Source organism: Chengkuizengella axinellae (assembly GCF_030730905.1).
Taxonomy (GTDB): Bacteria; Bacillota; Bacilli; order Paenibacillales; family KCTC-33759; genus Chengkuizengella; species Chengkuizengella axinellae.
Genome location: NZ_JAVAMP010000022.1, coordinates 19440 through 45504, shown reverse-complemented (window position 1 = coordinate 45504; position 26065 = coordinate 19440). Strand labels below are relative to the sequence as shown.

Annotated in this window: 27 protein-coding genes; 22 read left to right on the top strand and 5 right to left on the bottom strand. The window is 34.1% G+C overall.

Annotated features, from left to right (window positions below; translation table 11 throughout):
- Window positions 1-2: 2 nt before the first annotated feature.
- Entirely contained in the window at window positions 3-344 is a 342-nt protein-coding gene (locus Q5Y73_RS23285; protein WP_305994326.1) for a DUF779 domain-containing protein, read from the top strand.
- A 113-nt stretch (window positions 345-457) separates the two neighbouring features.
- Here Q5Y73_RS23285 and Q5Y73_RS23280 read toward each other — a convergent pair whose 3' ends face one another.
- Both Q5Y73_RS23280 and Q5Y73_RS23275 read right to left on the bottom strand, forming a co-directional pair.
- Entirely contained in the window at window positions 458-1801 is a 1344-nt protein-coding gene (locus Q5Y73_RS23280) for a D-arabinono-1,4-lactone oxidase (protein ID WP_305994325.1), read from the bottom strand.
- Complete coding sequence (locus Q5Y73_RS23275; RefSeq protein ID WP_305994324.1) at window positions 1789-2976, bottom strand: amino acid deaminase/aldolase; 1188 nt, start codon at window positions 2974-2976, stop codon at window positions 1789-1791. The genes Q5Y73_RS23280 and Q5Y73_RS23275 overlap by 13 nt, the downstream gene beginning before the upstream one ends.
- A gap of 251 nt (window positions 2977-3227) precedes the next feature.
- On the opposite strand from Q5Y73_RS23275, the gene Q5Y73_RS23270 reads away from it, so the two are divergent.
- The 3 genes from Q5Y73_RS23270 (at window position 3228) to Q5Y73_RS23260 (ending at window position 5909) form a co-directional block, all read left to right on the top strand.
- Window positions 3228-5042: a 5'-nucleotidase C-terminal domain-containing protein gene (locus Q5Y73_RS23270; RefSeq protein WP_305994323.1), complete on the top strand. Its 1815-nt coding sequence runs from the start codon at window positions 3228-3230 to the stop codon at window positions 5040-5042.
- A gap of 147 nt (window positions 5043-5189) precedes the next feature.
- Window positions 5190-5429 carry a hypothetical protein gene (locus Q5Y73_RS23265; protein ID WP_305994322.1) on the top strand — a complete coding sequence of 80 codons (240 nt, stop codon included), beginning with the start codon at window positions 5190-5192 and terminating at the stop codon, window positions 5427-5429.
- A 255-nt stretch (window positions 5430-5684) separates the two neighbouring features.
- Window positions 5685-5909: a hypothetical protein gene (locus Q5Y73_RS23260; RefSeq protein ID WP_305994321.1), complete on the top strand. Its 225-nt coding sequence runs from the start codon at window positions 5685-5687 to the stop codon at window positions 5907-5909.
- 103 nt (window positions 5910-6012) lie between these two features.
- Here Q5Y73_RS23260 and Q5Y73_RS23255 read toward each other — a convergent pair whose 3' ends face one another.
- Entirely contained in the window at window positions 6013-6333 is a 321-nt protein-coding gene (locus Q5Y73_RS23255; protein WP_305994320.1) for a dehydrogenase, read from the bottom strand.
- Between the two features lie 176 nt (window positions 6334-6509).
- On the opposite strand from Q5Y73_RS23255, the gene uptA reads away from it, so the two are divergent.
- From uptA to Q5Y73_RS23160, 18 genes are all read left to right on the top strand, one after another.
- Complete coding sequence (gene uptA, locus Q5Y73_RS24955; RefSeq protein ID WP_371320267.1) at window positions 6510-7601, top strand: undecaprenyl phosphate transporter UptA; 1092 nt, start codon at window positions 6510-6512, stop codon at window positions 7599-7601.
- 174 nt (window positions 7602-7775) lie between these two features.
- On the top strand, window positions 7776-8282 hold the full coding sequence (locus Q5Y73_RS23240; RefSeq protein ID WP_305994319.1) for a GNAT family N-acetyltransferase: 507 nt from the start codon (window positions 7776-7778) through the stop codon (window positions 8280-8282).
- Between the two features lie 130 nt (window positions 8283-8412).
- Entirely contained in the window at window positions 8413-9042 is a 630-nt protein-coding gene (locus tag Q5Y73_RS23235) for an MBL fold metallo-hydrolase (protein WP_305994318.1), read from the top strand.
- 51 nt (window positions 9043-9093) lie between these two features.
- On the top strand, window positions 9094-9834 hold the full coding sequence (gene nfsA, locus Q5Y73_RS23230) for an oxygen-insensitive NADPH nitroreductase (RefSeq protein ID WP_305994317.1): 741 nt from the start codon (window positions 9094-9096) through the stop codon (window positions 9832-9834).
- 144 nt (window positions 9835-9978) lie between these two features.
- Window positions 9979-11016 carry a class I SAM-dependent methyltransferase gene (locus Q5Y73_RS23225; RefSeq protein ID WP_305994316.1) on the top strand — a complete coding sequence of 346 codons (1038 nt, stop codon included), beginning with the start codon at window positions 9979-9981 and terminating at the stop codon, window positions 11014-11016.
- Window positions 11017-11059: 43 nt separating this feature from the next.
- Window positions 11060-12250 (top strand): M24 family metallopeptidase, encoded by a 1191-nt coding sequence (locus Q5Y73_RS23220; protein WP_305994315.1) that lies wholly within the window; start codon window positions 11060-11062, stop codon window positions 12248-12250.
- A gap of 144 nt (window positions 12251-12394) precedes the next feature.
- Entirely contained in the window at window positions 12395-13354 is a 960-nt protein-coding gene (locus Q5Y73_RS23215; protein ID WP_305994314.1) for an alpha/beta fold hydrolase, read from the top strand.
- A gap of 144 nt (window positions 13355-13498) precedes the next feature.
- Window positions 13499-15076: a DNRLRE domain-containing protein gene (locus Q5Y73_RS23210; protein WP_305994313.1), complete on the top strand. Its 1578-nt coding sequence runs from the start codon at window positions 13499-13501 to the stop codon at window positions 15074-15076.
- A 205-nt stretch (window positions 15077-15281) separates the two neighbouring features.
- Window positions 15282-16454, top strand: coding sequence for a metallophosphoesterase family protein (locus Q5Y73_RS23205; protein ID WP_305994312.1), 1173 nt, complete (start codon window positions 15282-15284; stop codon window positions 16452-16454).
- Between the two features lie 83 nt (window positions 16455-16537).
- The gene (locus Q5Y73_RS23200) at window positions 16538-17107 is read left to right on the top strand and encodes a hypothetical protein (protein ID WP_305994311.1); all 570 of its coding nucleotides are present in this window, start codon (window positions 16538-16540) and stop codon (window positions 17105-17107) included.
- Window positions 17108-17120: 13 nt separating this feature from the next.
- Window positions 17121-17483, top strand: coding sequence for a hypothetical protein (locus Q5Y73_RS23195; protein WP_305994310.1), 363 nt, complete (start codon window positions 17121-17123; stop codon window positions 17481-17483).
- Window positions 17484-17534: 51 nt separating this feature from the next.
- The gene (locus Q5Y73_RS23190; RefSeq protein WP_305994309.1) at window positions 17535-18920 is read left to right on the top strand and encodes a hypothetical protein; all 1386 of its coding nucleotides are present in this window, start codon (window positions 17535-17537) and stop codon (window positions 18918-18920) included.
- Between the two features lie 66 nt (window positions 18921-18986).
- Complete coding sequence (locus Q5Y73_RS23185; protein ID WP_305994308.1) at window positions 18987-19364, top strand: hypothetical protein; 378 nt, start codon at window positions 18987-18989, stop codon at window positions 19362-19364.
- 294 nt (window positions 19365-19658) lie between these two features.
- Entirely contained in the window at window positions 19659-20783 is a 1125-nt protein-coding gene (locus Q5Y73_RS23180) for a WG repeat-containing protein (protein WP_305994307.1), read from the top strand.
- Complete coding sequence (locus tag Q5Y73_RS23175; protein ID WP_305994306.1) at window positions 20758-22344, top strand: WG repeat-containing protein; 1587 nt, start codon at window positions 20758-20760, stop codon at window positions 22342-22344. Before Q5Y73_RS23180 ends, Q5Y73_RS23175 begins: the two co-directional genes overlap by 26 nt.
- A gap of 155 nt (window positions 22345-22499) precedes the next feature.
- Window positions 22500-22784 carry an autorepressor SdpR family transcription factor gene (locus Q5Y73_RS23170; RefSeq protein ID WP_305994305.1) on the top strand — a complete coding sequence of 95 codons (285 nt, stop codon included), beginning with the start codon at window positions 22500-22502 and terminating at the stop codon, window positions 22782-22784.
- Window positions 22774-23433: an SdpI family protein gene (locus tag Q5Y73_RS23165; RefSeq protein ID WP_305994304.1), complete on the top strand. Its 660-nt coding sequence runs from the start codon at window positions 22774-22776 to the stop codon at window positions 23431-23433. Before Q5Y73_RS23170 ends, Q5Y73_RS23165 begins: the two co-directional genes overlap by 11 nt.
- 385 nt (window positions 23434-23818) lie before the next feature.
- Window positions 23819-23941 carry a hypothetical protein gene (locus Q5Y73_RS23160; RefSeq protein WP_305994303.1) on the top strand — a complete coding sequence of 41 codons (123 nt, stop codon included), beginning with the start codon at window positions 23819-23821 and terminating at the stop codon, window positions 23939-23941.
- A 36-nt stretch (window positions 23942-23977) separates the two neighbouring features.
- On the opposite strand, the gene Q5Y73_RS23155 is transcribed toward Q5Y73_RS23160, so the two are convergent.
- Together Q5Y73_RS23155 and Q5Y73_RS23150 are read right to left on the bottom strand one after the other, a co-directional pair.
- Window positions 23978-24748, bottom strand: a complete 771-nt coding sequence (locus Q5Y73_RS23155) for a DUF6920 family protein (RefSeq protein WP_305994302.1) — start codon at window positions 24746-24748, stop codon at window positions 23978-23980.
- A 166-nt stretch (window positions 24749-24914) separates the two neighbouring features.
- Entirely contained in the window at window positions 24915-26036 is a 1122-nt protein-coding gene (locus tag Q5Y73_RS23150) for an AI-2E family transporter (RefSeq protein WP_305994301.1), read from the bottom strand.
- Window positions 26037-26065: the final 29 nt, after the last annotated feature.

Sequence of the window (26065 nt, the reverse complement as noted above, 5' to 3'; positions counted from 1 at the left end):
AAATGTGTGATAAAGTTATAGCTACTAATGAGGCACTAGGATTGATACAAAAGTTAAAAGAAAAACATGGCCCACTTCTATTTCATCAATCCGGAGGATGTTGTGATGGAAGTTCTCCGATGTGTTATCCACAAGATGATTTTTTGTTAGGGGATAGTGACGTTAAGATGGGAGAGATCGGAGAAACACCTTTTTATATGAATAGACAACAGTATGAGTATTGGAAACATACTCAGCTTATCATTGATGTAGTGCCTGGCAGAGGGGGTATGTTTTCACTTGAAGGTCCAGAAGGTGTTCGATTTATAACAAGATCAAGAGTTTTTCCGAAAGAGGAATCTTGATTTTGTTGAATATTAGGGTCCCGTAAGGATGTTGGGACCCTATATTTTTTATTTGATCTCGTATCAACACTCCGTAAAACTTCAGCTTCTTTAAGTGAGAACTTGGGATCTCACTAAGCTATCCCTTCACTTTTACGGGTATTGTTAATATCAAATATCTTTTCTAAATATTCATTTAAGAAGATTCCATATGGATCCATTTGTTTTCTCATCTCTCCAAAATCATCCCACTTTGGATACAGCTTTCTTAAGCTTTCTGGAGTTAAAGTATGCATTTTTCCCCAATGCGGTCTGCCGTTATATTTTTGTAAAATAGATTCCATTTCTTTGAAATAGGCTTCATATTTCATTCCTTTATACATATGAACAGCAATATAAGCTGAATTCCTTTGATAGGAAGGACTTAACCAGATGTCATCTTTTTTTACGAAACGGCACTCAATCGGAAAGTGAACAGCAAATTGATGCTGATCCATACTATTTTTCATTTTTTCAACTACTTTTTTTAAGTTTGCTTCAGGAACACAATATTCCATCTCGTAAAATTTAACGAGTCTTTCAGAAGTATATATGAATGGGCTATAGTCTATATTTTCAGTATTGGGGACACCACTAGCTGATATTTTACTGATAGCTTTGCTTAAACGAGGTGCTATACGGCTAACTTCAGACAACATCCAAAAAACATAGTTCTCCAACACTACATTTTTGAATTTTTGTAATCGATGATTAGACGAGGATGGTTTTCTTGTTTCGTTTGTGATTTTAATTTGAGTTGTTTTGGTGTGAGGGTAATAAAAAAATTCAAAGTTCCGATTCGATTTCAAATGATCGAGCTGATCTAAACAATTTGATAAATTTTGTTTGTATGATCGACAATGGAGTTTGTAAGCAGGGACTACATTCAGTTTTACTTTCACTATGATCCCCAGTGCTCCGAGGGACACAGAAGCTGCTTTAAATAGATTTTGATTTCTTTCGTTGGAACACGTAATTACTTCTCCTGTACCAGACACGATGGTCAGTTCTTTTATTTGCGTGGATAAATTTCCTAGATGAACACCTGTACCATGTGTTCCTGTACTTAAAGCCCCTGCAATAGATTGGTGATCAATATCCCCCATATTTTCAAGTGCCATTCCATGTTCATGCAGTAATCTACTTAGCGATTTCAGTTTTGTTCCGGCCCATACTTCAGCCCACCGCTCTTCCTGATTTACTTCAACAATACCCTGCATATCATCTAATGAAACTAAGAGTTGGTTAGTGTGTACTAATGGGGTAAAAGAATGCCCCGAACCCACTACTCTCAAACGTTGTTTTTGTTTTATACAATGATGAATGAGCGTAGATACTTCTTCTATATTTTGAGGATAAATCAATTTTTGAGGTGAGCTTTTTACATGACCAGACCAATTTTTCCAGGTTTGCATTGGTTTGCTTTTTAAAGAAAGCATTTTCCTTCCCCCCTATAGGTTGCATATTCATCAACGACCTCTCCATTTGAAATGCAGTAGAGGCTGTTAAACCTTTCACACAATTCACCGCTTTTGCTGTGGCGGAAAAAGACAGGATCTCCAATATCCAAGTTTTCATTTCCTTTATATAAAATAGGAGTTTGTACTTCTCCCGCTCCTTCTAAAGAATGAAGATTTGCATTTTCAGGCAAATATGGAGCTGGCAGTTTATCCTTTCCTGTTGCTCCAGAAGCAACGTAACCTCCCCCTGAACAAGTATAAATATTTTCTGCAGGTTTTCTCACAATATCTAAGGCAAAACCTGCTGCAGGTTTATATTGAAAATCTTTATATGCGTCAAATAGAAGCGGTGAAAAAAAACCAGAGCCGACAGTAACTTCAGTAATCACTTCCTCTTTGCAGGTGCTTGCCAAACTGCCTGTTCCACCACCGTTCACAAATCGAAATGAGAGATCATATTCTTTTATGGATTCTATGATTTCTGATCTAAGCTCTTTAATTTGCTGAATCGATTGTTTTTTAAGCATCTGCACCACTGAATTTTTCAACAATTTTCCCTTAACCTGATCACCAACACCTGCAATTTGTGCTTCATAACCCATTAATCCATCTAGTTTCAACTGTTTGGATTGCTGAATCGTATAGATGAGCTGATGTATTTCATGTATTGAACGTAAAGGAGATCGATAGACTCCGAATCTGAAATTGGGATAAACTAATGACATATCTACGTCAATACATACTGGTATAATGATATTTTCATCCCGCACAGCATCTTCAATGATTTTGATATGTTTAAAGCAATCTACCATCAGTGTAATCTGCTTTCCTTTTTTTATTTCATGGGCTATAGAGGATATATAATCTTTGTTTGAAATAGGGTAACCGATTAACAAATCATCAAAGCCATTTTCAGATAGAAAAATAGCTTCAGATGCAGTAAAACACATCACCCCTTGAAAGCGCTCGCTTTTTTCCATAATCCTTTTTAGAACGGGTACACTTCGAATGGATTTGCTTGCAATCCGAACTTGTTTATTTAAACTGTGACTTAAAATTTGGGAGATATTGTCATCCAGTAGATCAAGATCCAAATAGGCAAAAGGTTTTGCAATATGGTTTGTAGCTTTTTTATATTGAATATATGTATTCATTCATAAGACTCCCCCTTAATATATTTAATGAGTCATACATGTATTTATATTCGATAACATGAATTTATTTTCCTTTATATGTATTTTAAATCTTTAATTTTCTTTAGGTTAGTAAAGAAAAGGTCATATTATTGTAAAAAAAAATTTATCAAAGTTAAAAATTATAAAAATATAGTTAAAAATAGTTGAAATTTTAGAATATTAGTTTACACTTATTGTGCAGTCAATTTTATTATTTTGGAGGGGAAAAAATGAAGCGTTTTTTAATTCTAGCTTTAAGTTGTTTTCTAATTTTCTCAAGTTTTAGTGTTGTATTTGCAGAAGGGGATGCAGCAACTGATACTGAAGGAACAGAGACAACTACTGAAGATGGCACTGTTGAAGGTGAAGAGCAAGAAGTGGTAGAAAAAGAAGGGACTTCTGAAGAAGGAGTTCAAAAGATTACCATCCTACATACAAACGATTCACATGCAAGAGTTAATGAAGGTAAGTATGATGGAATGGGTTTTGCTAAATTATCTACTCTAGTAAAACAACACGAAGAAGAAAATGCGAATGTGCTTTTACTAGATGCAGGAGATACATTCCACGGTACAACTTTTGCAACGCTAGAACAAGGGGAAAGTATTGCAGAAGTATTAAATGCAGTAGGTTATGACGGAATGGCTGCAGGAAACCATGATTTCAACTATGGTTATGAGAGATTGCTAGAGTTGGAAGAAATGACATCTTTTCCAGTTTTAAGTGCGAATGTAATTGTAGAAGAAACAGGGGAATTGCTACTTCCTCCGTATATGGTTCAAGAGATAGATGGTATTAAATTGGGTATTTTTGGGTTATCAACTCCAGAAACTCACTATAAAACACACCCGGATAATGTAGAAGGACTTAAGTTCACAGATCCTGTTGAAGCTGCTCAAAAAATGGTGGCTGAGTTACAAGAGCTTGAAGTTGACGTAATTATTGCGTTATCACATTTAGGAACAGATGCTTCAAGTACAGATACAAGTATTAAAGTAGCTCAAGGTGCTTCTGGCATTGATTTAATTGTAGATGGACACAGTCACACTACAGATAACGTTGGTGAAAGCGGCACTTTAATAGTAAGCTCTGGTGAGTATACTAAAAACTTAGGTGTAGTAGAACTTACTTTTGAAGATGGTGTGTTAACTAACAAAGAAGGAAAATTAATTACAAAAGAAGATGCAGCTGATGTTGAACCAGATGCAGATGTACAAGCCGTTATTGATGCAATCGCTGCAGCTCAACAAACGATTTTGGATGAAGTTGTAGGTTCAACAAGTGTAGTGCTTGATGGAGAAAGAGAACAGGTTCGTGCAGGTGAAACAAATTTAGGAAACTTAATTACTGAAGCAATGATTAACGAAACAGGTGCAGATGTTGCTCTTACAAACGGAGGCGGAATCAGAGCTTCTATTGATGTAGGTGAAATTACAAAAGGTGAAGTGATTAATGTGCTTCCTTTTGGAAATTACATCGTAACAAAAGAAGTAACAGGTTCAGTGATCAAAGCAGCATTAGAAAACGGAATTGATTCCTATCCAGAAGCAAAAGGAGCATTCCCACATGTAGCTGGTATTACGTATACGATTGATGCTTCTAAACCAGCTGGGGAAAGAGCGGTTTCTATCCAAATTAATGGAGAGCCAATTGACCTAGAAAAAACATATGTCTTAGCTACAAATGACTTCTTAGCTGCTGGTGGAGACGAATACACGATGTTTGCAGACATAGCAATTAAAAATGAATACCCGGCTCTTGATGAAGTACTTATTCAATATATTCAAGAAAAAGGAACAGTTAGCCCTGTTGTAGATGGTCGTGTAACAGTGATCAATGAAGTGACTGAAGTTGAAGAAACAACAGAAACTGAAGAAACAACAGAAACTGCAACAGGTATTTACATTGTAGTGTCTGGTGACTATTTATCTAAAATAGCAGTAAAATACAATACAACATGGCAGGAACTTCAAGAATTGAATCAGCTTGATGATCCGAACTTAATCTTCCCAGATCAAGAAATTATCGTTCCTGTTGTTGAATAATTTAAAATAAATTAAAACATCAAACATCCGAATTTAGGTTGAATACCTAAATCCGGGTGTTTTTCATTTTATTTTAAAAGATAGGCGCAAATCATGAAGGTTAGGCATACTTTATTATGAAAATATGTTGTATGGGAGGAAATATGATTGATACATGAAATGAACCATCAACAAAGTTATCGTCAGCTTATAAAACCTATGCCTCGTTTAAAACCACGCACATATGGAGGGGTGAAATTTAAACGTAGACCTAAACTTAAACTTGAGATTAGTATGAAGATGGATCATGACACTCATGATGTGCCAGTCATCGCTTATGCAAGAAGACGACCAAATGACCCAGGTTTCTCTGTTTATGGATATGGTTATCCCACTTCTATTTATTGATACTTAAGATTAGTTATAACATCATTAGTAAGGCTTTATTTGTTGAATCAAATATTGTCTTGCTTTTTTTGCATCTTTGAAAGACTCCAATAGTTTTTTTATTGCATATAAGTAAAGTTATTTTTTTCAGCTGTCCTTGAGCTTTTCTTGAATTTTATAGGTTGTGTATAAATAAAATTGGGCGTTTGCAGGAGGCAAAACGTCTATCATAGGCATATTTTGATATAGAAATTGAAGTAAGAGGAGGGAGTAACTTTGCATAATCATTTGTATTTCAGACCAGCTGTCCAAATTCGCCAACAGCCACCTAGACCTCGTCCAAGGCCTCGTCCAAGACCGAGACCCAGACCAAGGCCATATCCATATTATCCGTATCCTAGACCGAGACCATATCCATATCCAAGACCTGTCCCAGTACCATACCCTTATCCTTACCCACAGCCATACCCGTATCCCTACCCACCACCTTACTATTATTGAGAAGAAGTAAAAGAAGGATTTTGAAAATACCATCTTTTTATCGTTAAAAAGATGGTATTTTTGTTTGTCTAGATTCATTTTTATCAATAGTTTCGGAACGCTATTATTTCTTCCTAACAAAAGCATTTCGAAAAGCATCACTTATTTTTTTTTCCTCAATTCCCCATAAGGCAGAAAAATCTGCACAAACATTTTCATCAAACCAATCAGCAAGTATTTTACGATTATCTCCATTTTCTAATATAAATTTAGAATTAATCAGCACTTTTTTGTAGTACAATTGTTCAGCCTCTTCTATTTTTTCAGGAGGAATCCAAGTCTTTAAGCGCTTGACCGTCCTGTAAATTTCTTTATTGCATGCCCTTCGTATTTTACGGGCAGTAGGAAGGTCTAAATTATGCTTTGCAGTATCTTGATGTTTCATAATTATCTGCTCCTCTCTACAATTATATTTATGCAAATAGGGTCGTGTTAGCTACTAGGCTAGTTACACGAAGAAATTTGAACTCAATGCTCCTCCATTCCTGAAGGATATAGGCATGACAAGCTATGTGTTAGAATAAAATGTGGTAAAGACAATTTAAAGGCAGGGAGTATTACATGGAGATAATCACTGAAATCATTCAGAAAATATTTGTCTGGTTAACAGATTTAGGTTATTGGGGAATTATGATTGGGTTAATGATTGAAGTTATACCAAGTGAAATCATTTTGTCTTACGGAGGTTTCTTAATTTATGAAGATAAAATCACTTGGACAGAAGCGATGGTTTTTGCAACCCTTGGAGGAACAATAGCTCAAATCTTCCTTTATTGGTTAGGGAAATATGGTGGTAGACCTTTTTTAGAAAAATACGGGAAATACATCTTGATACATAAAAAACATCTAGATTTATCCGAAAAGTGGTTTAATCAGTATGGTACAGGTATGATTTTTACTGCCAGATTTATTCCTGTGGTGCGACATGCAATATCTATACCAGCAGGGTTAGCAAATATGTCTTTTTTACGTTTTACGATTTTAACAACATTAGCTGTTATTCCTTGGTCTGCTTTCTTTTTATTTTTAGGTATGAGTTTAGGGGAGAATTGGGAGCAAATTGATGAAAAAGCGCAGCCATTTGTCATTCCATTTATCATCGTATCTTTATTGCTTACTGTTGTGTATTTGATATATAAAATTAAAAAAAGAAATGCATCTCAAAATTACGGACTTGAAGGAGAAAAAATAGTAAAACATCAATTAAAGTATCTTCCTAGGAACTATAAAGTATTTCATGATATAAAACTAAGGGCAAATGGAAGAGTCCAACAGTTTGATCATATTGCTATCGGCCCCAACGGTGTATTTCATATTGAAACAAAACATTGGTCTGGTGAGATTCGATTTACGAATCAAGGGATTCAAAGAAGCAATAATGGAAACAGCAGCAATGATCCAACGGCGCAAATGTATCGTCATGAATATGTGATTAAGGAGTTACTACGAAAAAACAATATGAAAGCCAATATTCGTGGGCTGATCTGTTTTTCACATCCGAATAGTCAGGTTGTTGGTCAAAGTCCTGCTTTTAAAACCATAAAAGTGGATCGTTTATTGCACACCATTCAATCTTATCGACCAAACAAATCTGTAACAAACGAAGAAATGCAGCAAATTTCAAGTATTATTGAGAAAAATCTTGTAAGTTGATGTATAGGAAAATATATAGAAATCATGAATTGGTTATGGTAGAATCTAAAAACAAAAAGTTAAAAATTCAATGAAATACAAGGGGACTGTAGGTGAACGTTTGTTCATTTATAGCCTTTTTTTGAAGTGGAAAAGGGATTAAAATGACTTTTAATTTTTAAAGAGGTGAAAAACATGATTTATATAAAAAAACTAGAGGAAAAAGAGTATGAGTTTTTGATGGATATGAGGTATGAAGCTATATACATTTTAGAAAACAAACCCCCTAAAGAGGAACTAATGAATATACCTGATATCAAAAAATATAGTGATGAATGGGGAAGGAAAGGGGATAGAGCTCTAATAGCTTCGAATGAATCGAGTCAACCTGTTGGAGCTGCTTGGTACCGTTTGTTTTCTGATCATGATAAAGGGTTTGGATATGCGGGACCTAATATACCTGAGATTGGAATAGCTGTGCTTGAACAAGAAAGAAACAAAGGCATAGGTAAACTCCTATTGGATAAATTATTGCTTCAAGCGATAGAGGATGGATTCACTTCCGTTTCATTGAGTGTTGATCCTAATAATATTAGCGCCTTAACTGTATATAAAAAAATAGGTTTTGAATATCATAGTGTTTTTGGAACATCTTGGACCATGATACTTAACCTGAGTAAATTAAATCGTAACGACGGCTGAAGATGCTGTTATTTTAATATATTTCTTGTGGTTTGAAGAATGATAATTGGTGGTATAGCAATACTGCGTGGTATAATATCAGCAATTGAAGTTGAATCTATGAAGTTTTATTTTTTGAGGAGGATACACATTGAATAAACTACTAGTTGAAACCTTTACATTAGGTCCATTAGCTACGAATGCCTATTTAATATCAGAACCAACTGAAAATAAAGCAATCATCATTGATCCTGGTATGCAGCCACAGTCACTTATAGAACGGATCACTGATTTGCAAATTGAAGCTATTTTGCTTACACATGCACATCTTGATCATATAGGCGGGGTAGATGAAATACGCAAGTTAAAGAAATGCCCTGTTTATTTACATTCACTTGAGTCAAAGTGGTTAACAGATCCAGAATTGAATGGTTCAACAAGGTGGCCTGAATTAGGTGCCCCTATATATACAGACCCCGCAGAATTCACTTTAGAAGAAGGTCAAACCCTACATTTTTTAGGTGCTGAGTTTAAAGTTTTTCATACACCTGGTCATTCACCAGGAAGTGTTAGCTTTTTACTTGAAGATGATATTTTTAGCGGGGATGTATTATTCCAGCATTCAATGGGGAGAACGGATTTGCCTGGGGGAAATTCAGAACAACTGTATGAATCTATTTACGAGAAATTGTTTGTGTTAGAAGATAAAGTGAAAGTTCACCCTGGTCATGGCCCATCAACAACAATAGGTCATGAAAGAGAACATAATCCATTTTTATAACTTCAAGAGTCATGACGTTTGGATAATATGATGAAGGGAGTTTATGAGAAAATGAATGATACAATTAAATTGCTTCAAGCCCATCGTTCAATTCGTAAATACAAGTCAGATCCAATACCACAGGAATATGTAGATGAAATATTAGCTTCTGCTCAAATGGCATCCTCTTCTAGCCATGTACAAGCTTATAGTGTGATTGGTGTGACAGATCAAAAGAAAAAAAAGGAGCTATCCATATTATCTGGAAACCAAGTGTATATTGAAGAATGCCCTTTATTTTTTGTTTGGTGTGCGGATTTATATCGTTTAAAAGTGGCTTGTGGTATGGAGAACACAGAAATGGTAACAGGAACCATGGAAAACTTTATAGTAGCTACAGCTGATGTAACATTAGCTGCTCAAAATGCTGCTATAGCGGCAGAATCGTTAGGTTTAGGCATTGTATATATTGGAGGGATTCGTAATCAATCCAAGGAAGTTACTGATTTATTGCAATTACCAGAGCTTGTATATCCTGTGTTTGGAATGTGTGTAGGTTTTCCTGATCAAAGCCCTTCAAAGAGACCGCGTTTACAAACCGATTTAGTATATCATCACGATGTTTATAACATAAACAATACAACAAATGGATTAAAGAAATATAACGAAATAACAAATGAATATTACTTAGAGCGAACAAAAGGGAAGGTAAACACAGATTGGGCAAAACAAATGTCTAAAAAATTTCAAACGGCCTCCCGAAAGCATTTAAGAAAATTTTTAGAGGATCAAGGGTTTGGATTTAAAGAATGAAGTTGATAACACACTCTTAGGATGTAGAGTGTGTTTTTTTGCTTTTGTTTTTAAAATTACATTCTAATGAGATGAAATAAATGGGAATCCAGCTCAAACGATGAATATAATAGAAGTAATATTAATATTATTGGGGGGATTTCGTTGGAGAATACAGTAGTTTTTCCGTATAACGAACAAGATTTTAATAAAACTGAATTAGCACCAAGCTATAGAGTTGAATTAAGAGACCCAACTAATGAAAAACTGGACAAATTTATTAAGGCGAATGTAGTCAGTGATTGGTCAGAATTAAACTGGAATAAAATAGGCAAGCCTTATATCGTGGATAAAATGGCAGTAGATCGCTTGAATTGGGAGAAAGAAAACAAACAGGACATGCCAGTCAAAACTTCTTGGTCTTATTTTAATCGTTCTTTTCATGAATGGTTTGTTAAAGATGTTCCAATTGAATTATCTGAAAAAAAGAAAACGTTCACAAAGAGTCTTTCTAAATTTAAAATGAATGATGTAAAAGTAGTATTAAGTGATATTGTAAAGTTGAATTTGTGGAATTATGTACATCGCGTGCAAGATGGCATTTGGGACCCACGTGGAAAACGTGCATTGTTTGAAGGTTTGGATGTGAAAAAACCTCGTATTTTATTTTTAGGAGCTGCAGAAGGATATGAAGCGATGCAGCTGGCAGCAATGTATCCTGGAGCTGAAGTCGTTCTTGTGGATTATGATATTTATTGTAAAACTCATCGTTTCAAGGAATTCCCATCTACTTATCCATTTTTAGGAGATAACCCATCAACAGGCAGTGCGAAGGTATGGTATAAAGATGAGATGAATATTGAGTACGAAGTTGAAGATATTAGAAATCTGAAATATGGAAAAGAATTTGATATTGTCCTTAGTGTGGGGTTATTAGAACATGTCCCTGATGAGCATAAAGCTGAAATACTAGATATGCATCGTCGTTTTGTTAAACAAGGGGGCTATATCATTATGACTACACCTCGGAATCAAATACGTTCAAGAATATATTACAACATTATGGCTGACGTGATGAATCATACTTATAGAGAACTAATGGACATTCGTCAGATGGGATTATACGTATATGAAGCTGGTTTTGATATAATAAGACATGGGTTTATTAAGGTTCATAATGGAATTATAGCTCAAGTGAGATAGAGAACCCTTTTAAAAATAAGTGAAATAAGAGGAGAATTCGAAGATGTCACAACACTTAACAAGACAAAATAAATTGCAGCAAAAAATAAAAGAAAATGGAATACAAGGTTATTTAGTTTCTCAGAATGTAGACATATTTTATCTTACGGGTTCAATGCAAACGGGATATTTATTTATCCCTGTTGAGGGAGAACCTGTTTTTTATGTACGTCGCAGTGTCCAACGTGCGCAAGAGGAAAGTTCGTGTACTGTAAAAGCTTTAGGTTCTTTTCGAAATTTCGGAGAAATCTTAAAAACAGATTTTCCACAGATTTTTAATTCCAATAATGAATCTATACTGGCAACTGAATTTGATGTGCTGCCGATTCAAATATTCAACAGACTTCAATCTATTGTGCCAAATGTGAAATGGAAGGATGGGTCAGTACTCATTCGAGAGATAAGAATGATTAAATCCTCGGATGAAATCTCAATGATTAAAACAGCAGCTAGGGCAGTTGATCAAGCTTTGCAACAAGCTTTAGGGAAATTAAAAGCGGGTATGACTGAAGTGGAGTGGATGAGCGAAATAGAGTATTATCTTCGTTTACAAGGACATTTTGGACTCATGAGGATGAGAGGATTTAATCAGGAACTTGTAACAGGTATGGTAGCAGCAGGTATTGCAGCAGCAAAACCAACTTATTTTGATGGTCCAGCTGGAGGAGAAGGACTAAGTCCAGCAAATCCACAGGGATCAGGAAAGAATAAAATAAACAGAAACGAACCCGTGTTGGTTGATCTTGGCTGCTGTATTGATGGTTATGTCATTGATCAAACACGCACTGTAGTTATAGGGGAGTTGTCAAAGGATTTAGTAAAAGCCTATCAAACTGCTGAACACATTTTGAAATCAACAGAAGCGATGTTAAAGCCAGGAACATTATGTGAAGATTTATATTTCAATGCACTTGAATTGGCGGAAGGGGCTGGATTGAAGGATCATTTTATGGGATATGGAGCAGACCAAGTTAAATTTCTAGGTCACGGGATTGGTATGGAGATAGACGAATATCCAGTGCTGGCGAAAGGATTCAAATATGCTCTTGAACCAGGCATGGTTATTGCTATTGAACCTAAATTTACTTTTCCTGAGAGTGGAGTTGTGGGAATAGAAGATACATATCTAATCACTGAAAATGGTTTTGAAAAATTAACGGTGACTCGAGACGGGGTTATCAGTGTCACTTCCTGAACTGACTATTGTCATGAGCAATTCATGACCTAATTCATATTGTAAACTCTTCTTAACATTCATACACTAATTAGAGATGATACATATACTCTTTCATCATGAAAGTGTTGAGTATTAAGGTGGAGATGAGAGGAGAGTTTCAATATGAAAAAGATTAAACCGCAGTTATTTTCAATCCCATTGAATGGTTTGAATCAATATTACTCTATTCAAACAGATGATGAATTCAAACCATTGTTGCTTTATTTACATGGAGGACCTGGAGGTGCCAATCTAGCTATCTCAAGTATTTTGGATTTAAAAAGTAAATTAACGAAACACTTTTCTGTTGTGCAATATGATCAGAGAGGGGCTGGGAAGTCATATAACACAAGTTTATCAGCAGAAGATCTTTCTATAGATTATATAGTAGATGATATTAAGAAATTGATTGCTTACTTAATAGAAAAACATAACCAGGTGAAAGTTTATCTAGTTGGTCAATCATTTGGAACGCTCTTGGGGCTACGTTTATGTAGAGAGATTCCACAATTCATTTATGCTTACTTGAGCATTTCTCAACTAATTCATTTGAAAGAGAGTGAAATGTATTGTACCCAAGAAGCTTTAAAGATAGTAGAGGAGACGCGAAAACCTAGAGTGAAAACAATGTTAACTCAAAGTTTGAGTTTGTTTGAAGATGAGCAATACGCTGAATATATTAAATTGCAAAGAAGCGCCCTAGCTAAACTTGGTGGTTTTACCTTTAAGCGAAGACCATTTAATCCTAATATGTTATTTATTTTTAGCGCTCTCTCTCCTTTGTATTCAATCAAGGATGCATTCAATATGAAAAATGGAATGCTCTTTTCTACTGATACACTTTGGAATGATATCATGAAAATGAATTTATTTGATGAAAGTTGCCATTATGAAATCCCTTTATATTTTATAACAGGACTAAAAGATATAATAGCTCCACTCCATTTAGTAGAAAAGTACTTAAACAGTGTCACAGCACCAAAGAAAAAGTTAATCACATTTGAAAAATCTGGACATTTACCTCATGTTGAAGAGAAAGATTTGTATGAAGAAAAAGTCATTGAATTATTCATTCATCACTGAACTTAATAAACAGATTACAGATATTCACCTTCAGGTGATTTTTTTTATTTTTCGTAATTAAATTGTCACAATTTAGTAGATGATTCAATGAATTAAAGTGGTACAATTTTTTGGGGATTCTATATTATGGGAGGAAAAGAAAAAATGACCAATATCAGCAACAAAAAATCTGTAATGATCGTACTCATCAGTATCATGGTTTTATTATCTTTAGTTGCAGTATCATACGCTGGAAAATCTCAAACAGATGCGGCTGAAACGTCTTTTCGTTTTGTTGTCATGGGGGATAGCAGGGGTTCAAGTGATGGAATTAACGAAACAACTTTAAAATCTTTATTAGCAGAAGTTCAAGGATTATCGATTCAACCAGAGTTTATATTCTTCACAGGTGATCAAGTGATGGGAGGAACGGATGTAGCTCAAGAGTTGTCTGATTGGAATGATCTAGTAGATGACTACTATCCATTAAATAAATATTATCCTGCTCTAGGAAACCACGAAGATGATGAGACGATTTTTAGTAACTCTTTGACACACTTACCCTCTAATCAATTAGCAGGGTACCAGAGATCTGCCTATTATTTCGATTATGGAAATGCTAGATTCATAACTTTGAACTCTAATCGTAAAGATAATAGTGGGAACTACATTGTTGACGCAGAGCAACGTGCATGGTTAGAGAGTATTTTGAATAATAACGGGAAAACTCATAACTTTGTACAATTCCATGTTCCTGCATATCCAATTGGTGCGCATTATGGAAGATCACTTGATGCAAATGAAGAGGAAAGAGATGCACTTTGGGATATATTAGATGAGTATAATGTAACCTCTGTTATGACAGGGCACGAACACAATTATAACCGACGTGAAATAGACAGCTCATTTAGTGGCAATGGTTATAGGTTTGAAAATCAAATCTATCAAGTGACAATAGGAGGGGCAGGTGCTCCACTATCTACTACTACAAGAAATTCAGATAATGTTGTGGTAGGACCAGTAGCTAGTTATCACTTTATGGTGGTTGACGTCATAGATGAAATAGCAGAATTTAACTTATATGATATCAACAATAATTTGATGGATTCTTTCACGGTTGAAAGGAATACAAACTCTACTCCGCCATCATCAACTTCAACTATGAATTTTCAAAATGGTGTATTCCCAGTGTCAGCCTACGAAGGAACGTTTGATGCAACTCTTTCTGAAAATGATCCTATTGTTAATTATGGTGCTGAAGCAACACTGCTTATTGATGGAGATGATCCTTCTAGAACTGGAAATAATAAATATGCAGTTTTAAAGTGGGATGTTTCAGATATAGCAACAAATAAATCAGTTGTTTCTGTGAATATTACTTTAGATGTAACTGATGCTAGTTCAAGTTCTTATGAAATATATGAATTAAAACGAGATTGGTCTGAAGAAGAGGTAACATGGGAACAAAATACTAGTCATTCAAATTGGGAAACATTTGGAGCAGATGGTTTTTCAGATCGTGGCTCTGTAGTGTTAGGTACCGTTACAGCTAATACGACAGGAACATATTCAGTTGAATTAAATGTAGAAGGGATATCTGTTGTTCAATCATGGGTAAATGATCCTTCCTTAAATCATGGATTGATGATAGCTAATTCAAGCAATACAAATGGCCTTGACATTAGTTCTAGTGAAGCAGAAGATCCAACTTTACGCCCTAAACTTACTGTTATTTATGAATAGTATCATTTAGTTGTGTACTGCATCTCTTAATATTGCATAAAGAGGTGCAGGATAGTTGAAATCCCTATTTTTTTCTATATTATAAGAAGTTAGTTACAACCATCTAATTAAAGAATATTTTGTGAATGTAGTGGAGAGCCTCTAGTAAACTCTTTAAAAAATAGTATAATGTTTTTCCTATACTATTTTTGGGAGGACTATGAAATTGACTATTAATCGCAGCAAAAAAACAGTATTTATCGCACTAGCAACTATTTTATTCGTATCTTTATTAATGTCGTCTTATGTAGGGAGCAAAGGGGTAGATGCAAACGCCATTTCCTATCGCTTTGTTGTTATGGGCGACAGCAGGGGTTCAAGTGATGGAATTAATGAATCTACTTTGCGTTCTTTGTTATCAGAGGTGGAGTCTCTAGAACCTAAACCAGATTTTATTATGTTTACAGGAGATCAGGTACAGGGAGGTTCAGATGTAGCAGGAGAGTTGGTAGAGTGGAGTGATATTGTTGATGACTATTTTCCTATCAATAAATATTATCCTACTTTAGGAAATCATGAGGATGATGAAATTGTATTTAGTGTTGTATTCGATCATTTACCAATCAATCAATTAAGAGGTTATAATAGCTCAGCGTATTATTTTGACTACGGCAATGCACGTTTCATAACGCTGAACTCAAATCGTAAGGATCGAGAAGGGAATTACGTTATAGACGAGGAGCAACGAGCTTGGTTAGAGAGCATATTAGATACCAATGGAAAAACACACAACTTTGTTCAATTCCATGTTCCGGCTTATCCGATAGGATCACATTATGGAAACTCATTAGATGAAAATGCTGGAGAACGTGATGCACTTTGGGATATTTTTGATAAATACAATGTGACAGCAGTGATGACAGGTCATGAACATAATTATAATCGACGTGAAATAAACAGTTCATTTAATGATAATGGATATGAGTTTGAGAACAATATTTATCAAGTCACTATTGGTGGAGCTGGTGCCCCTTTGACATCTACAAATAGAGATTCTCGTAGTGTTGAAGTAGGTCCAGTAGCTAATTATCATTATATGGTTGTTGATGTACTTGATGGAGTAGCTGAGTTTACGACTTATGATATCAATAATAATATTCTAGATTCCTTTACAGTGGAGCGACAGGAAAATAATGGAGCAGCAGAACTACCTGTTGGAGAGACACCAAATTCAGGATCAGCTGAATTACCAGTAGATGAAACAACAAATACAGGATCAGGCAATGTTACAGAGGCTCCAAATACAGGATCCTCTGATGTGACAGAAGCAACGAATACAGGATCTTCTGATGTTACAGATACATCAAATACAGAAGTATCGGATTTATTAGATAATTAGAGGTTGGATTTGAAATTAAGATGTAATATATAGATCATTCAGAACAAGGTAAAACATGAAAACAGAAAGTTGGTAAATTATAGATGAAGCCGATATTTTCTGCACGTGATTTGGCGGTTACGCAAGCTTGTGTAGCCGCTCTTCTTTTTATTCTTATGCCAATATTGCATTTGATAGATAACAGTCAATATAAATGGTTATCTATGTTTCATGGTATAGGAGCAACACTTACTGTACTTTTAAGTTGTTACATGCTTCATTTAATATACCCATTACTTAGAGGAAAAGTTGGGGCAGTGAAGCGTCTAAAGCTCATTTTGCTACTGGTAAATATTTTAACCCTAGCTTCTATTGTTACTGCAAACTGGTTATATATTGGATACAGAGCACCTGATGGAGCTAGACAGTGGTTTATTTACCATCATCCATCGATTCATTTGATTTTAATGGAATATAAAGAGTTTGTTGCTTTATTTCCTGTCCCCTTAGGTATCGGGGCGTTGTGGATATTACATCGTTTCGGAAAAGAAATGGAACAATCTTCTAATACAGGCATTTCTTCAGTGGTTGCAATTCTACTAACCCTCATGTGGATTTGTTTAATGATTGGGTTTGTTTTTGGACTTGCAATGGTCAAAATAAAAGGGGTATAGGTGAATGTCAATGATGAAACAAAGAAAAACTGGAGAGATCTTGGCAGTGTTTATTTCTATTTTTCTAGGTTTGTCTACTTTAATTACAAGCCATATTTGGAGTATAACGAATCCAACGACTGCGAATTATTTTCTGCTAAAGGTGGGTTCTTGGTTGCCCGGATGGTGGGGAATTGGCACATACGCTGGAAAAGAGATGGTTGGTTTCATAGTGTGGATTGTGAGTTGGATCATTTTTCATTTTATATTTAAAAATATTCAGATTTCACTAGTAAAATGGATCAGTATATTTGTGTTTAGTATGTTTGCTTTAATGATTTTAATATGGCCACCGATATATCATGCGATTTGGGGTTGGCTCCCTACAAAACCATAATGTATTGTGATGCTTATATAAGATGATATTCAGCTGGAGGCGTATTTTTTTATGTCTGTTCAAAAAAAGTATAAATTGAGTTTTGCAATCACTTTTGTACTAGTTGTACTGCTAAGTTCTCTCTGGGTTACTTCTATTCCAACATCAGGATTTCTAAATGCTGAGAAGGAAACAATTGGGTTTAAGTTTGGATATATTCGTCCGTTTGAAGGAAATACGAATTTAGAAGGTTTTTATAATAATATAAAAGATACTACTTATTTTGCAGGAGCAGATCGATTAACAGAAAACTCAACTGGAATGAACCTATCTAACTTTTATCCTATATATGATGATTCTTCCTCTTCTTTATCCTTTAATGAGAAATATACGTATTTACCCTATGATATGACGGGAAAGTATGGTAGAAGTGTATATGCTATAGATTATGGCAATGCAAAAATGTTGTTTCTTCGTGGAGACCTGTTTAAAAATGAAGAAGAATCTATTTACCAAGAGGACTGGTTAAGATCCATTGTTGAGGCAAGTGACCAACTGTACAATATTGTTTTTATAAATGAGATGCCTCAATCCACAAATATTTGGGATGTGATGGATGAGCTCTCGATTAATTTAGTGATCACAGAAAATGAATTATATTCACCAAAATCTATAGTTGAGCAGGAGCCAGCAGATTGGGCAACTGCACAGTCTGAGAATTGGGACGTTTGGAATTTAAATTCTAATCCTAATATACAGGCATTATTGATTGATGCAGTTGGGTCACAGTTATCTGTAACGGCATTGAATTCATCAGGAGAACCTTTTGATCAAATGAAACAAGATCTGTCTTCTTATCAATACGACGAAAATATTGTTGCAAATGCGTTGATTCCAATTCAATCTCTATGGCGTTATCATCAAGGTTCTGATGAAATTAAGTCCACCATACCAGAAGGATATGATATTACAGGAGAAAATCCGATTACAAGTCGTTATCAAATCCCTGCGGATGATTGGCGCAGCCGTGAATATGATGATTCCAATTGGAAGCTAGGTAAAGGTCCATTTGGATACATGAAAGAGCAAATTCCATTAACTATTAATCAAAAGTTGCCTATGTTAAATGATACTGTAACCTATTATTTCAGAAAAACATTTAACATGCAGGATGATCCTTCACAACTGAGTAAGTTATTTTTGTATATGACGTTTGAGGATGGTTATGTAGCCTACTTAAATGGAGAAGAAATTAGTCGTGATGGAATGAAGGTAGGATTGGTCACTCATAATACATTAGCTCAGCCTAATGAAACTTATTTATATGTGGAAAAGGATATAACAAATCATAAGGATAAATTAAAAGTTGGACAAAACACAATCACTGTTGAAGTTCATCGAAGTCATCCTAAATCTTCAAATTTCATTTTTGATTTAAGTTTAACTTACACTTTTTGAAATTATAATTACCTCTAAAGAAGGATTCGACGACATCTCCGAGAGACTCCGACAGGAGTTTTTGTTATGAAAAAGAAAATTATGAATGAGGATATATGTAATATGAAAATAAAAGCATTGATGTTGGTGTTATGTATTATAATACTGCAAGGTTGCGGGGATACATCAACCCAATACAAATTATTAGCTTCTATTCAATCTACTAATCAACACATTATAGTTGAGAATGGTGATGTCTTCGTTTGGGAGAATGCTAAAATTACGATAAATGATGAGTATACATATGAAACAGAATACGTTCCTAGAGGTAAAACCAGCGTACCATATTCATTATTTACAAATGCAGGTGGGGAAGTATATCAACCTGGTTTGCTAAAGGTACGTAATGTAGAGATTATAGTTCCTAAGTTTGATGGGGAAAAGGATGCAGTCTTTTCTTGGTAGAGTATATTAAGGGTCTATTTTTGTAATAATGGATAAATTCAGAGAAATAAGGGAAAGCATTTCCCTTATTTTTTTGTGTAGATTTCTAATTTTATATAGATTTAGCGTAATATACAATCTGTAAGACCCCTTCTCATCAATTGGGAGAGAACAGCATAATTTCACCTAATAAGCTAATATTAATCTAACTTTCAACGGGAGAAATAAAACTCCCACTGAAAGCAAGATTTATCTGGAATATTATGAAAAGGATGAATATACTTAAATAGTAAACTATTAGGAGGTGTTTGGAGATTGGTTAAAAAATTGTTTTGTTTTATTCTTGTTTTTACTATGGTATTCCAGATGACTACACTATCAATAGCAGAAGATCTTGTACTAAAGAAACATGGTAAGGTTTTTTATACATATATGGATGAAGAAGATAATGAGTATGAAGAGAATACTTATCAGTATACTTATAAGGAAAATGGAAATTTATATCTCTCAACAGCAATATTTCGAAGCTTAAGAGATATTAATGTTTCCCAAGAAGGATCGATCCTTTATTTTTATAATGATTGGAATTTAAGAGGTTATGAATTGGAGATTGGTTCCAACGAAGTCACGGTCTATGAATATGAACAAGATATTATATCAAAATTCACAAAAAAAATAGGTGTAATCGCGACTGAAAAGTTAAAACAAAAGGTTGAATATTTTGGTGAGGGTTCAGGTATTGCAATTTCAATGGATATTTTAGATATTATGGAATTGGAATATGAAATGATAAATAATAAAGATCTAATGATTCATTTAATAGAAAAGAAGCCTACTGAGGTAGAAATAAATCTCTTTCCTGTTCGCTGGGGAACAAAATATGGATACATCAGAGCAAATGGACAATTAGCATTAGATTTCAAATATGATGGAGCCAGTTTATTTTCTGAGGAGTATGCAGCAGTTAGTATAAATGGAAAATGGGGTTACATCGATAATAAAGGAAACATAGTAATAAATCCGGTCTATGAATATGCAGGAGATTTTAACGATGGAATAGCCGTTGTAGGTAACATAGATCCTATACTTGGTATAATGCAATTTTCGTATATCAATTATCATGGTGATATCATTAATAAACGAGAAAACTTTGATACTGCTTTTCCTTTTAGTGAAGAATATGGCATTGTATATAATGGAGATTTAGTTGGAAGAGTGACACAGTCGGGGGAAATTCTTTATTACGATGCCTATATTTCTGAACTTAATCGTTATTCAGATGGTTTTATCCTAACCAAAGATGGAAACACAAACAAATATGGTTACATGGATGATATGTTTATTGGCTGGGCAATAGATCCATTTTATGCGAAAGCTAGAGATTTTTCTGAGAAAAAAGCAGCAGTATCATCAAATGGAGTCAAGTGGGGGGTATATTGACAGTTCAGGTAAGGCAATCATACCAGAGAAATATGAGGATGCTGGGGACTTTTCCGAAGGTATGGCACCTGTAAAAATTAATGGTTTATACGGTTATATAGATGAGACTGGTAATGTTAAAATAAATGCTCAGTTTCAAGCTGCAGAATCTTTTCAAAATGGATTGGCTCCAGTTAAGATAAAAGGAAAATATGGTTTTATTGATCAGACAGGTAAGTTCATAGTTTCAGCAAAATATTCTTATTTTGGGGAAAACTCAAGTCAAATTTCTCAAGCTTATGATGATGTTATGAATCCTGTTTATATCAATCGAGATGGAAAACAGCTAAACGTGTTAGATAGTTCGGGTAAGGAATATCGCTTGCTGACAATGATGGGAAGTCACGTTGAATTAAATGGAAAATATTTAAATGTACCAGTTAACTCAGGAACATCAGAAAACGACTCGTGGATCGGTATTACTTCTATTATTAAATACCTCGGTGGTACTTACGATTATGATGCAAATTCAAATAAGTTGACTATACAGATAGATAATCAAAATATTGAGCTGCAGAACAATTCTAACGAAATTATCATAAATGGGGAGAAAAGAGTTTTACTTTCTTCTGTAAGTAGTATTAATAATAGTTTAATGTTAACTGTTCAAGATATGTCAGAGCTCATTCATGCAAAATTAAAATTCGAATCTTATTTAGACACAAATGTAGTTGATGATGTTGTTCAATCCACTGGTATATTTAAAGAATTTGATATTGTAAAAGAGGAAGTGAACGCTGTTTATTATCAGTATCCTGCTTTTGATATAGCAGGAGAAATAGGAACAAGAGATCCATTTTTCATTTGGGGATCAGCCTCTAGCGATTACGCTAGTCCAAGTCATGAAGCACAGATAAACTTAAATAATATAAAAATATTAGATCCAGATGAATCAGTGATACAAAATGGATATTACACTGGAGGAACACATTATTTTAAATATAAAACATATGGTACAGGAATATTTGGACAACAGGTAGATGTATATGTGTTTGGCTCCGCTCCAGCTGAAGTTGTAGCAGCGGATAAGAAATTAGCTAGTAAACAAAAGGAACTTGATGATTATAAAAATTCTTTACTTCAATCTGTAACTGAAAAATATGCAGCACTGATAAATGAGCAGCCAAGTAATCCATCCATTCTAATTCGTTATGCGCTAGCATTAGAAGAATTAAACTATTATTTTAATGATGTGAATATTCAGCAGCAGCTGCAATCTAAATTAAATCAAGCTGACCAATTAAGTGAATTTAGCTCTACATTTTATGATTTGCACATTGCTGAGAGGTATTTATCAGAGGAGCATATTACTCAATTGTATAGGGAAGTTGCAACTAATGATCCTTACATCATCATCAATCATGCTGTAACTCCTGAACAAAAATATTATGCCGCTCAAGCATTATTAGGCTGGGGACATTTAGAAAGTTTAACAAAAACGTACTTGCAAGAGGCTTCTCAATCTTCTAATCAGAAAATAGGAGCAGCTGCTAAGCAGTTATTAATTGATTTAGGCTGGTAAGAATAATTCTACAAACCTCTTCTTTTACAAATTTAGTTGTTAAGAAGAGGTTTATTTTTTTTAATAGAAATTCCCAATATATGTTGACAATTGAAACTATTTAGATTATTCTATATTTAGATAATTATCTAAATACTAAAAAGAGGTAACCGATTATGAATGAATCATTTAAGGCATTATCAGACCCTACAAGACGTAAGATCATTCGTTTGTTGCGTGATAAAAATATGACAGCGGGAGAAATTGCAGAGCATTTTAATATGAAAAAACCGAGCATATCGCATCATTTAAATTCTTTAAAACATGCAAAACTTGTATTAGATGAAAGGCAAGGTCAACATATTGTATATTCTCTTAACACTACAGTGGTTCAAGAGGTATTTGGTTGGTTTTTAGAAATGATTGATAGCAAAAAGGAGGAAGATAAAGATGAAAAATAAAAAGTGGTCTTGGATTGATTTGGTTTTACTTATCATTGCAGCGATACCGATTTTCGCAGCGATTTTAGTATATGATCAATTGCCTGAACAATTAGCAACTCATTTTAATGTTTATGGTGAACCCGACTCATTTACAAGCAAGTTCGCATTTATCATTATATTTAGTATTGTAGTCATTTTAGTTCCCTTCCTAGTGAAATTATCAAAGTACATTGATCCAAAACGTGCGAATTATATTAAGTTTGAACGTGCTTTTGAAATTACAAGAATCGCGATAACCGTTTTACTTAGTGGGGTTTATGGAATCATGATTCTTTATAATTTGGGTTATAATATCGACATTATTATGGTTGTTTATATACTAGTAGGTTTAAATTTTATTATATTAGGTAATTACATGGGACAATTTAGACATAATTATTTTATTGGAGTTAGGCTGCCTTGGACGTTATCTAATGAAGAGGTTTGGCGTAAGACGCATCGATTGGCAGGTCCAGTTATGATGATTTCCGGAATTCTATTGTTGGTATGCATCTTTTTGCCAGAATTTATTGCGTTGTGGATTTTAGTTATTATAGTTTTATCCTCCGTTATGATTCCAACTATATATTCCTATGTTTTACATCAAAGATTGGAAAATAATAAATAAAAGGTTATTCTCTACGGTGGGGGACTATTATTCCTCAGTCCCCACTGTAGTATGTGATCATAAATTACGAATGACTCAAGATAAGCTGGTGTTTTTACAAATAATATTTAGAACAGCTTTATTGACGATCCTCTTAATATGGTTGCCAATGTCATTATTAAAAAGAAAGAGGTTGTTGTAAATTAAATAATCTAATAGATTTATTAATTTATTATAGTTACGTATAAAAGTAACTGATGTATTTTTATGTTTCGAATATGTTGCAGGAAGTGTTGACAAATAAAGGGTTAGTACTTATAGTTCTATTATGAAAATAGAAAAAAAGACGAATAAATCACACGTTGTCTCTGTTGCAGTTGATCTTTTTTTGCTAAGAGGTTATGTGGTGGATTGGCGCATCCAACTTTTTATCAACTCGATTGAAGGGGCTTTATCATTGGCTGAAATCCATGGAGACCCACAAGTTATAGAGGAAACTGGGTTGACTTTGCTTCAGTTGATTCGATGAGGACGTAAATAAGAACCTCAAAACTTGCTAATATGATTACTTTTTTTTATTATAAGTGATATCAAATATCTTAAGCTTATACCACGTAAACATTCCTTCATCCAACATCCAAGATACATTCATTTTAGTCGGGATTTTAATACCATGAACGATGTTGTGTTCTTTAACCTCACCTATACATTGCAAGCGCTCGGCACTTTCATCACTATCTTTATATCTTAGCGCACTGATTTTAACGAGAGTATTATATTCATCAAAATGAAAGAATGCTGATCCTGTAACACCGTTATATGTCATTGTAGCTTTAGCAGAAGTTTCATTTATATTCTCCCAGCTAATATATGAATTTAATGCTGCTGTCGGATACCATGGCAGTTCGAGTAAAAACCTTTGCAATGCCGATTCATTCAGTTTATCAAGATTGCTAACCTGGACAATAGGGATGAGGGAGGCTATTTTTATTGTCATGTAACCTTGAGCATTTATAAAAAGATCACTTCCATATACATGAATAAATGGCATTACCTTCATACTCACCTTCCATAAAAATGAAGGTTCATTCGTTGTAATATATTGCTCAGCGTTAGCTTGCAACCATCTTTTTTGAGTGGGTTTAAGTTTCATAAGTCCAGATTGTTTGAAATATACATTGTGAATAACTTCTTTACCAATAACACCAATATTGATAAGCCACAATTGAACAGGACGAGGTAGTGAAGCTAACATCGATTCTTCAATCATCGTTTTCTCAGTTAAATCCCTATATGATAATAATAAAGTTTTTTCTTTTTCTGTAAGACTCTTCATCAGAATCACTCCTATATTAACTTAGAAGCTTCTATATTTATATTTTACAATTTTTATTAGTAAAGTTAACCAATTGTTTTTAATGAAAAGTGAATAAATAATGAAAAATAAACCACATTTTATAAAAATGTGGTTGGAAGATATAACACTGAATTAGATTAGAAAATTAGTTGTACTCCTTTGGATCAAATTCTTCCTCAGGAAGACGAATCCATTTTTGAAAATAACCTTGCACATATAATTCCTTAATTAATATCGTAAGAATAGGAGCAAGGATTAAACCAGCGATACCAAACAACGATAAAGAGATGATCATAAAGGTTAGCATTGTAAAGGCAGACACGCCAAGAGAATCACCTACTATTTTCGGTTCTAAAATTTGTCTTAATCCAATGACTACGACCCATACGACGGTCAATTTAATAGCTAAGCTAGTATTGCCGATAATAAACAAATAAACAACCCATGGCAAGAAAACAGTGGAGACTCCAAGCAAAGGAAGTAAATCAAACACAGCAGCTAACAAGGAAACAGAAAAGGCATTATTTACGCCAAAAATTAACAAAGATATAAATATAACAACAAAGGTTAAACTGATCAATTTAAACTGAGCTTTAATATAACTTAAGATTCCCTTTAATACGTAATCCTTTAAGAAGTAAAAGGCTGTTTTGAATGTTTTTGGGGTTTTTTCGTTAGCAACAGACTTCCAATTTACAATTTCTACACTTAAGAAATAAGCAAGGATTAAACCAATAAAGAAGTTCACGATAAACGTTGAAAAGGTCACGATAAACATTGAAAATGAGGAAAATATGGATGTAAGGTTACTAAAAAACCATGTGGCTAATTCCGCCCCTGTTTCTGTAAGTGTAGAAGCATAACTTTTGATTTGATCTGTCACATTATCAGGAAGAGCTTGATATTCTGAATTGATAATCTCCACTTGTTTTATAATTTCATCTTCAATAATGCCTTGATATTCAAAGATTTTTTTTGTAAAGGCATCTATTTGACTAATGAACAGTGCTCCTCCACCAATGAAAGCACCTAAAATGATTAGAGCAAATAAAAGCATAGATAAAGCAGTAGCAATGGATTTTTTTATCTTTCTACGGTTGAGAAACCTTGCAAATGGTTCAATGATCAAAAAGATGAAAAAGGAGAAGAAAACGGGTGCTGCAATTTTATACAAATAACTAAAAACCCACATTGTTAAAAAAACAGTTAACACTACTAATCCAATATCAATGGCTGTTTTATAATACTTTCTATAAAAAGAAATCATACATCTACCTCATATTTCATATATTTTTA

Excerpts from the sequence above, each read along its gene's own strand:
- Q5Y73_RS23285 (WP_305994326.1), top strand. The coding sequence starts at position 3 with ATGTGTGATAAAGTTATAGCTACTAATGAGGCACTAGGATTGATACAA.
- Q5Y73_RS23280 (WP_305994325.1), bottom strand. The coding sequence starts at position 1,801 with ATGCTTTCTTTAAAAAGCAAACCAATGCAAACCTGGAAAAATTGGTCT.
- Q5Y73_RS23275 (WP_305994324.1), bottom strand. The coding sequence starts at position 2,976 with ATGAATACATATATTCAATATAAAAAAGCTACAAACCATATTGCAAAA.
- Q5Y73_RS23270 (WP_305994323.1), top strand. The coding sequence starts at position 3,228 with ATGAAGCGTTTTTTAATTCTAGCTTTAAGTTGTTTTCTAATTTTCTCA.
- Q5Y73_RS23255 (WP_305994320.1), bottom strand. The coding sequence starts at position 6,333 with ATGAAACATCAAGATACTGCAAAGCATAATTTAGACCTTCCTACTGCC.
- uptA (WP_371320267.1), top strand. The coding sequence starts at position 6,510 with ATGGAGATAATCACTGAAATCATTCAGAAAATATTTGTCTGGTTAACA.
- Q5Y73_RS23240 (WP_305994319.1), top strand. The coding sequence starts at position 7,776 with ATGATTTATATAAAAAAACTAGAGGAAAAAGAGTATGAGTTTTTGATG.
- nfsA (WP_305994317.1), top strand. The coding sequence starts at position 9,094 with ATGAATGATACAATTAAATTGCTTCAAGCCCATCGTTCAATTCGTAAA.
- Q5Y73_RS23220 (WP_305994315.1), top strand. The coding sequence starts at position 11,060 with ATGTCACAACACTTAACAAGACAAAATAAATTGCAGCAAAAAATAAAA.
- Q5Y73_RS23215 (WP_305994314.1), top strand. The coding sequence starts at position 12,395 with ATGAAAAAGATTAAACCGCAGTTATTTTCAATCCCATTGAATGGTTTG.
- Q5Y73_RS23210 (WP_305994313.1), top strand. The coding sequence starts at position 13,499 with ATGACCAATATCAGCAACAAAAAATCTGTAATGATCGTACTCATCAGT.
- Q5Y73_RS23200 (WP_305994311.1), top strand. The coding sequence starts at position 16,538 with ATGAAGCCGATATTTTCTGCACGTGATTTGGCGGTTACGCAAGCTTGT.
- Q5Y73_RS23195 (WP_305994310.1), top strand. The coding sequence starts at position 17,121 with ATGAAACAAAGAAAAACTGGAGAGATCTTGGCAGTGTTTATTTCTATT.
- Q5Y73_RS23190 (WP_305994309.1), top strand. The coding sequence starts at position 17,535 with ATGTCTGTTCAAAAAAAGTATAAATTGAGTTTTGCAATCACTTTTGTA.
- Q5Y73_RS23185 (WP_305994308.1), top strand. The coding sequence starts at position 18,987 with ATGAAAAAGAAAATTATGAATGAGGATATATGTAATATGAAAATAAAA.
- Q5Y73_RS23175 (WP_305994306.1), top strand. The coding sequence starts at position 20,758 with ATGGAGTCAAGTGGGGGGTATATTGACAGTTCAGGTAAGGCAATCATA.
- Q5Y73_RS23170 (WP_305994305.1), top strand. The coding sequence starts at position 22,500 with ATGAATGAATCATTTAAGGCATTATCAGACCCTACAAGACGTAAGATC.
- Q5Y73_RS23165 (WP_305994304.1), top strand. The coding sequence starts at position 22,774 with ATGAAAAATAAAAAGTGGTCTTGGATTGATTTGGTTTTACTTATCATT.
- Q5Y73_RS23155 (WP_305994302.1), bottom strand. The coding sequence starts at position 24,748 with ATGAAGAGTCTTACAGAAAAAGAAAAAACTTTATTATTATCATATAGG.
- Q5Y73_RS23150 (WP_305994301.1), bottom strand. The coding sequence starts at position 26,036 with ATGATTTCTTTTTATAGAAAGTATTATAAAACAGCCATTGATATTGGA.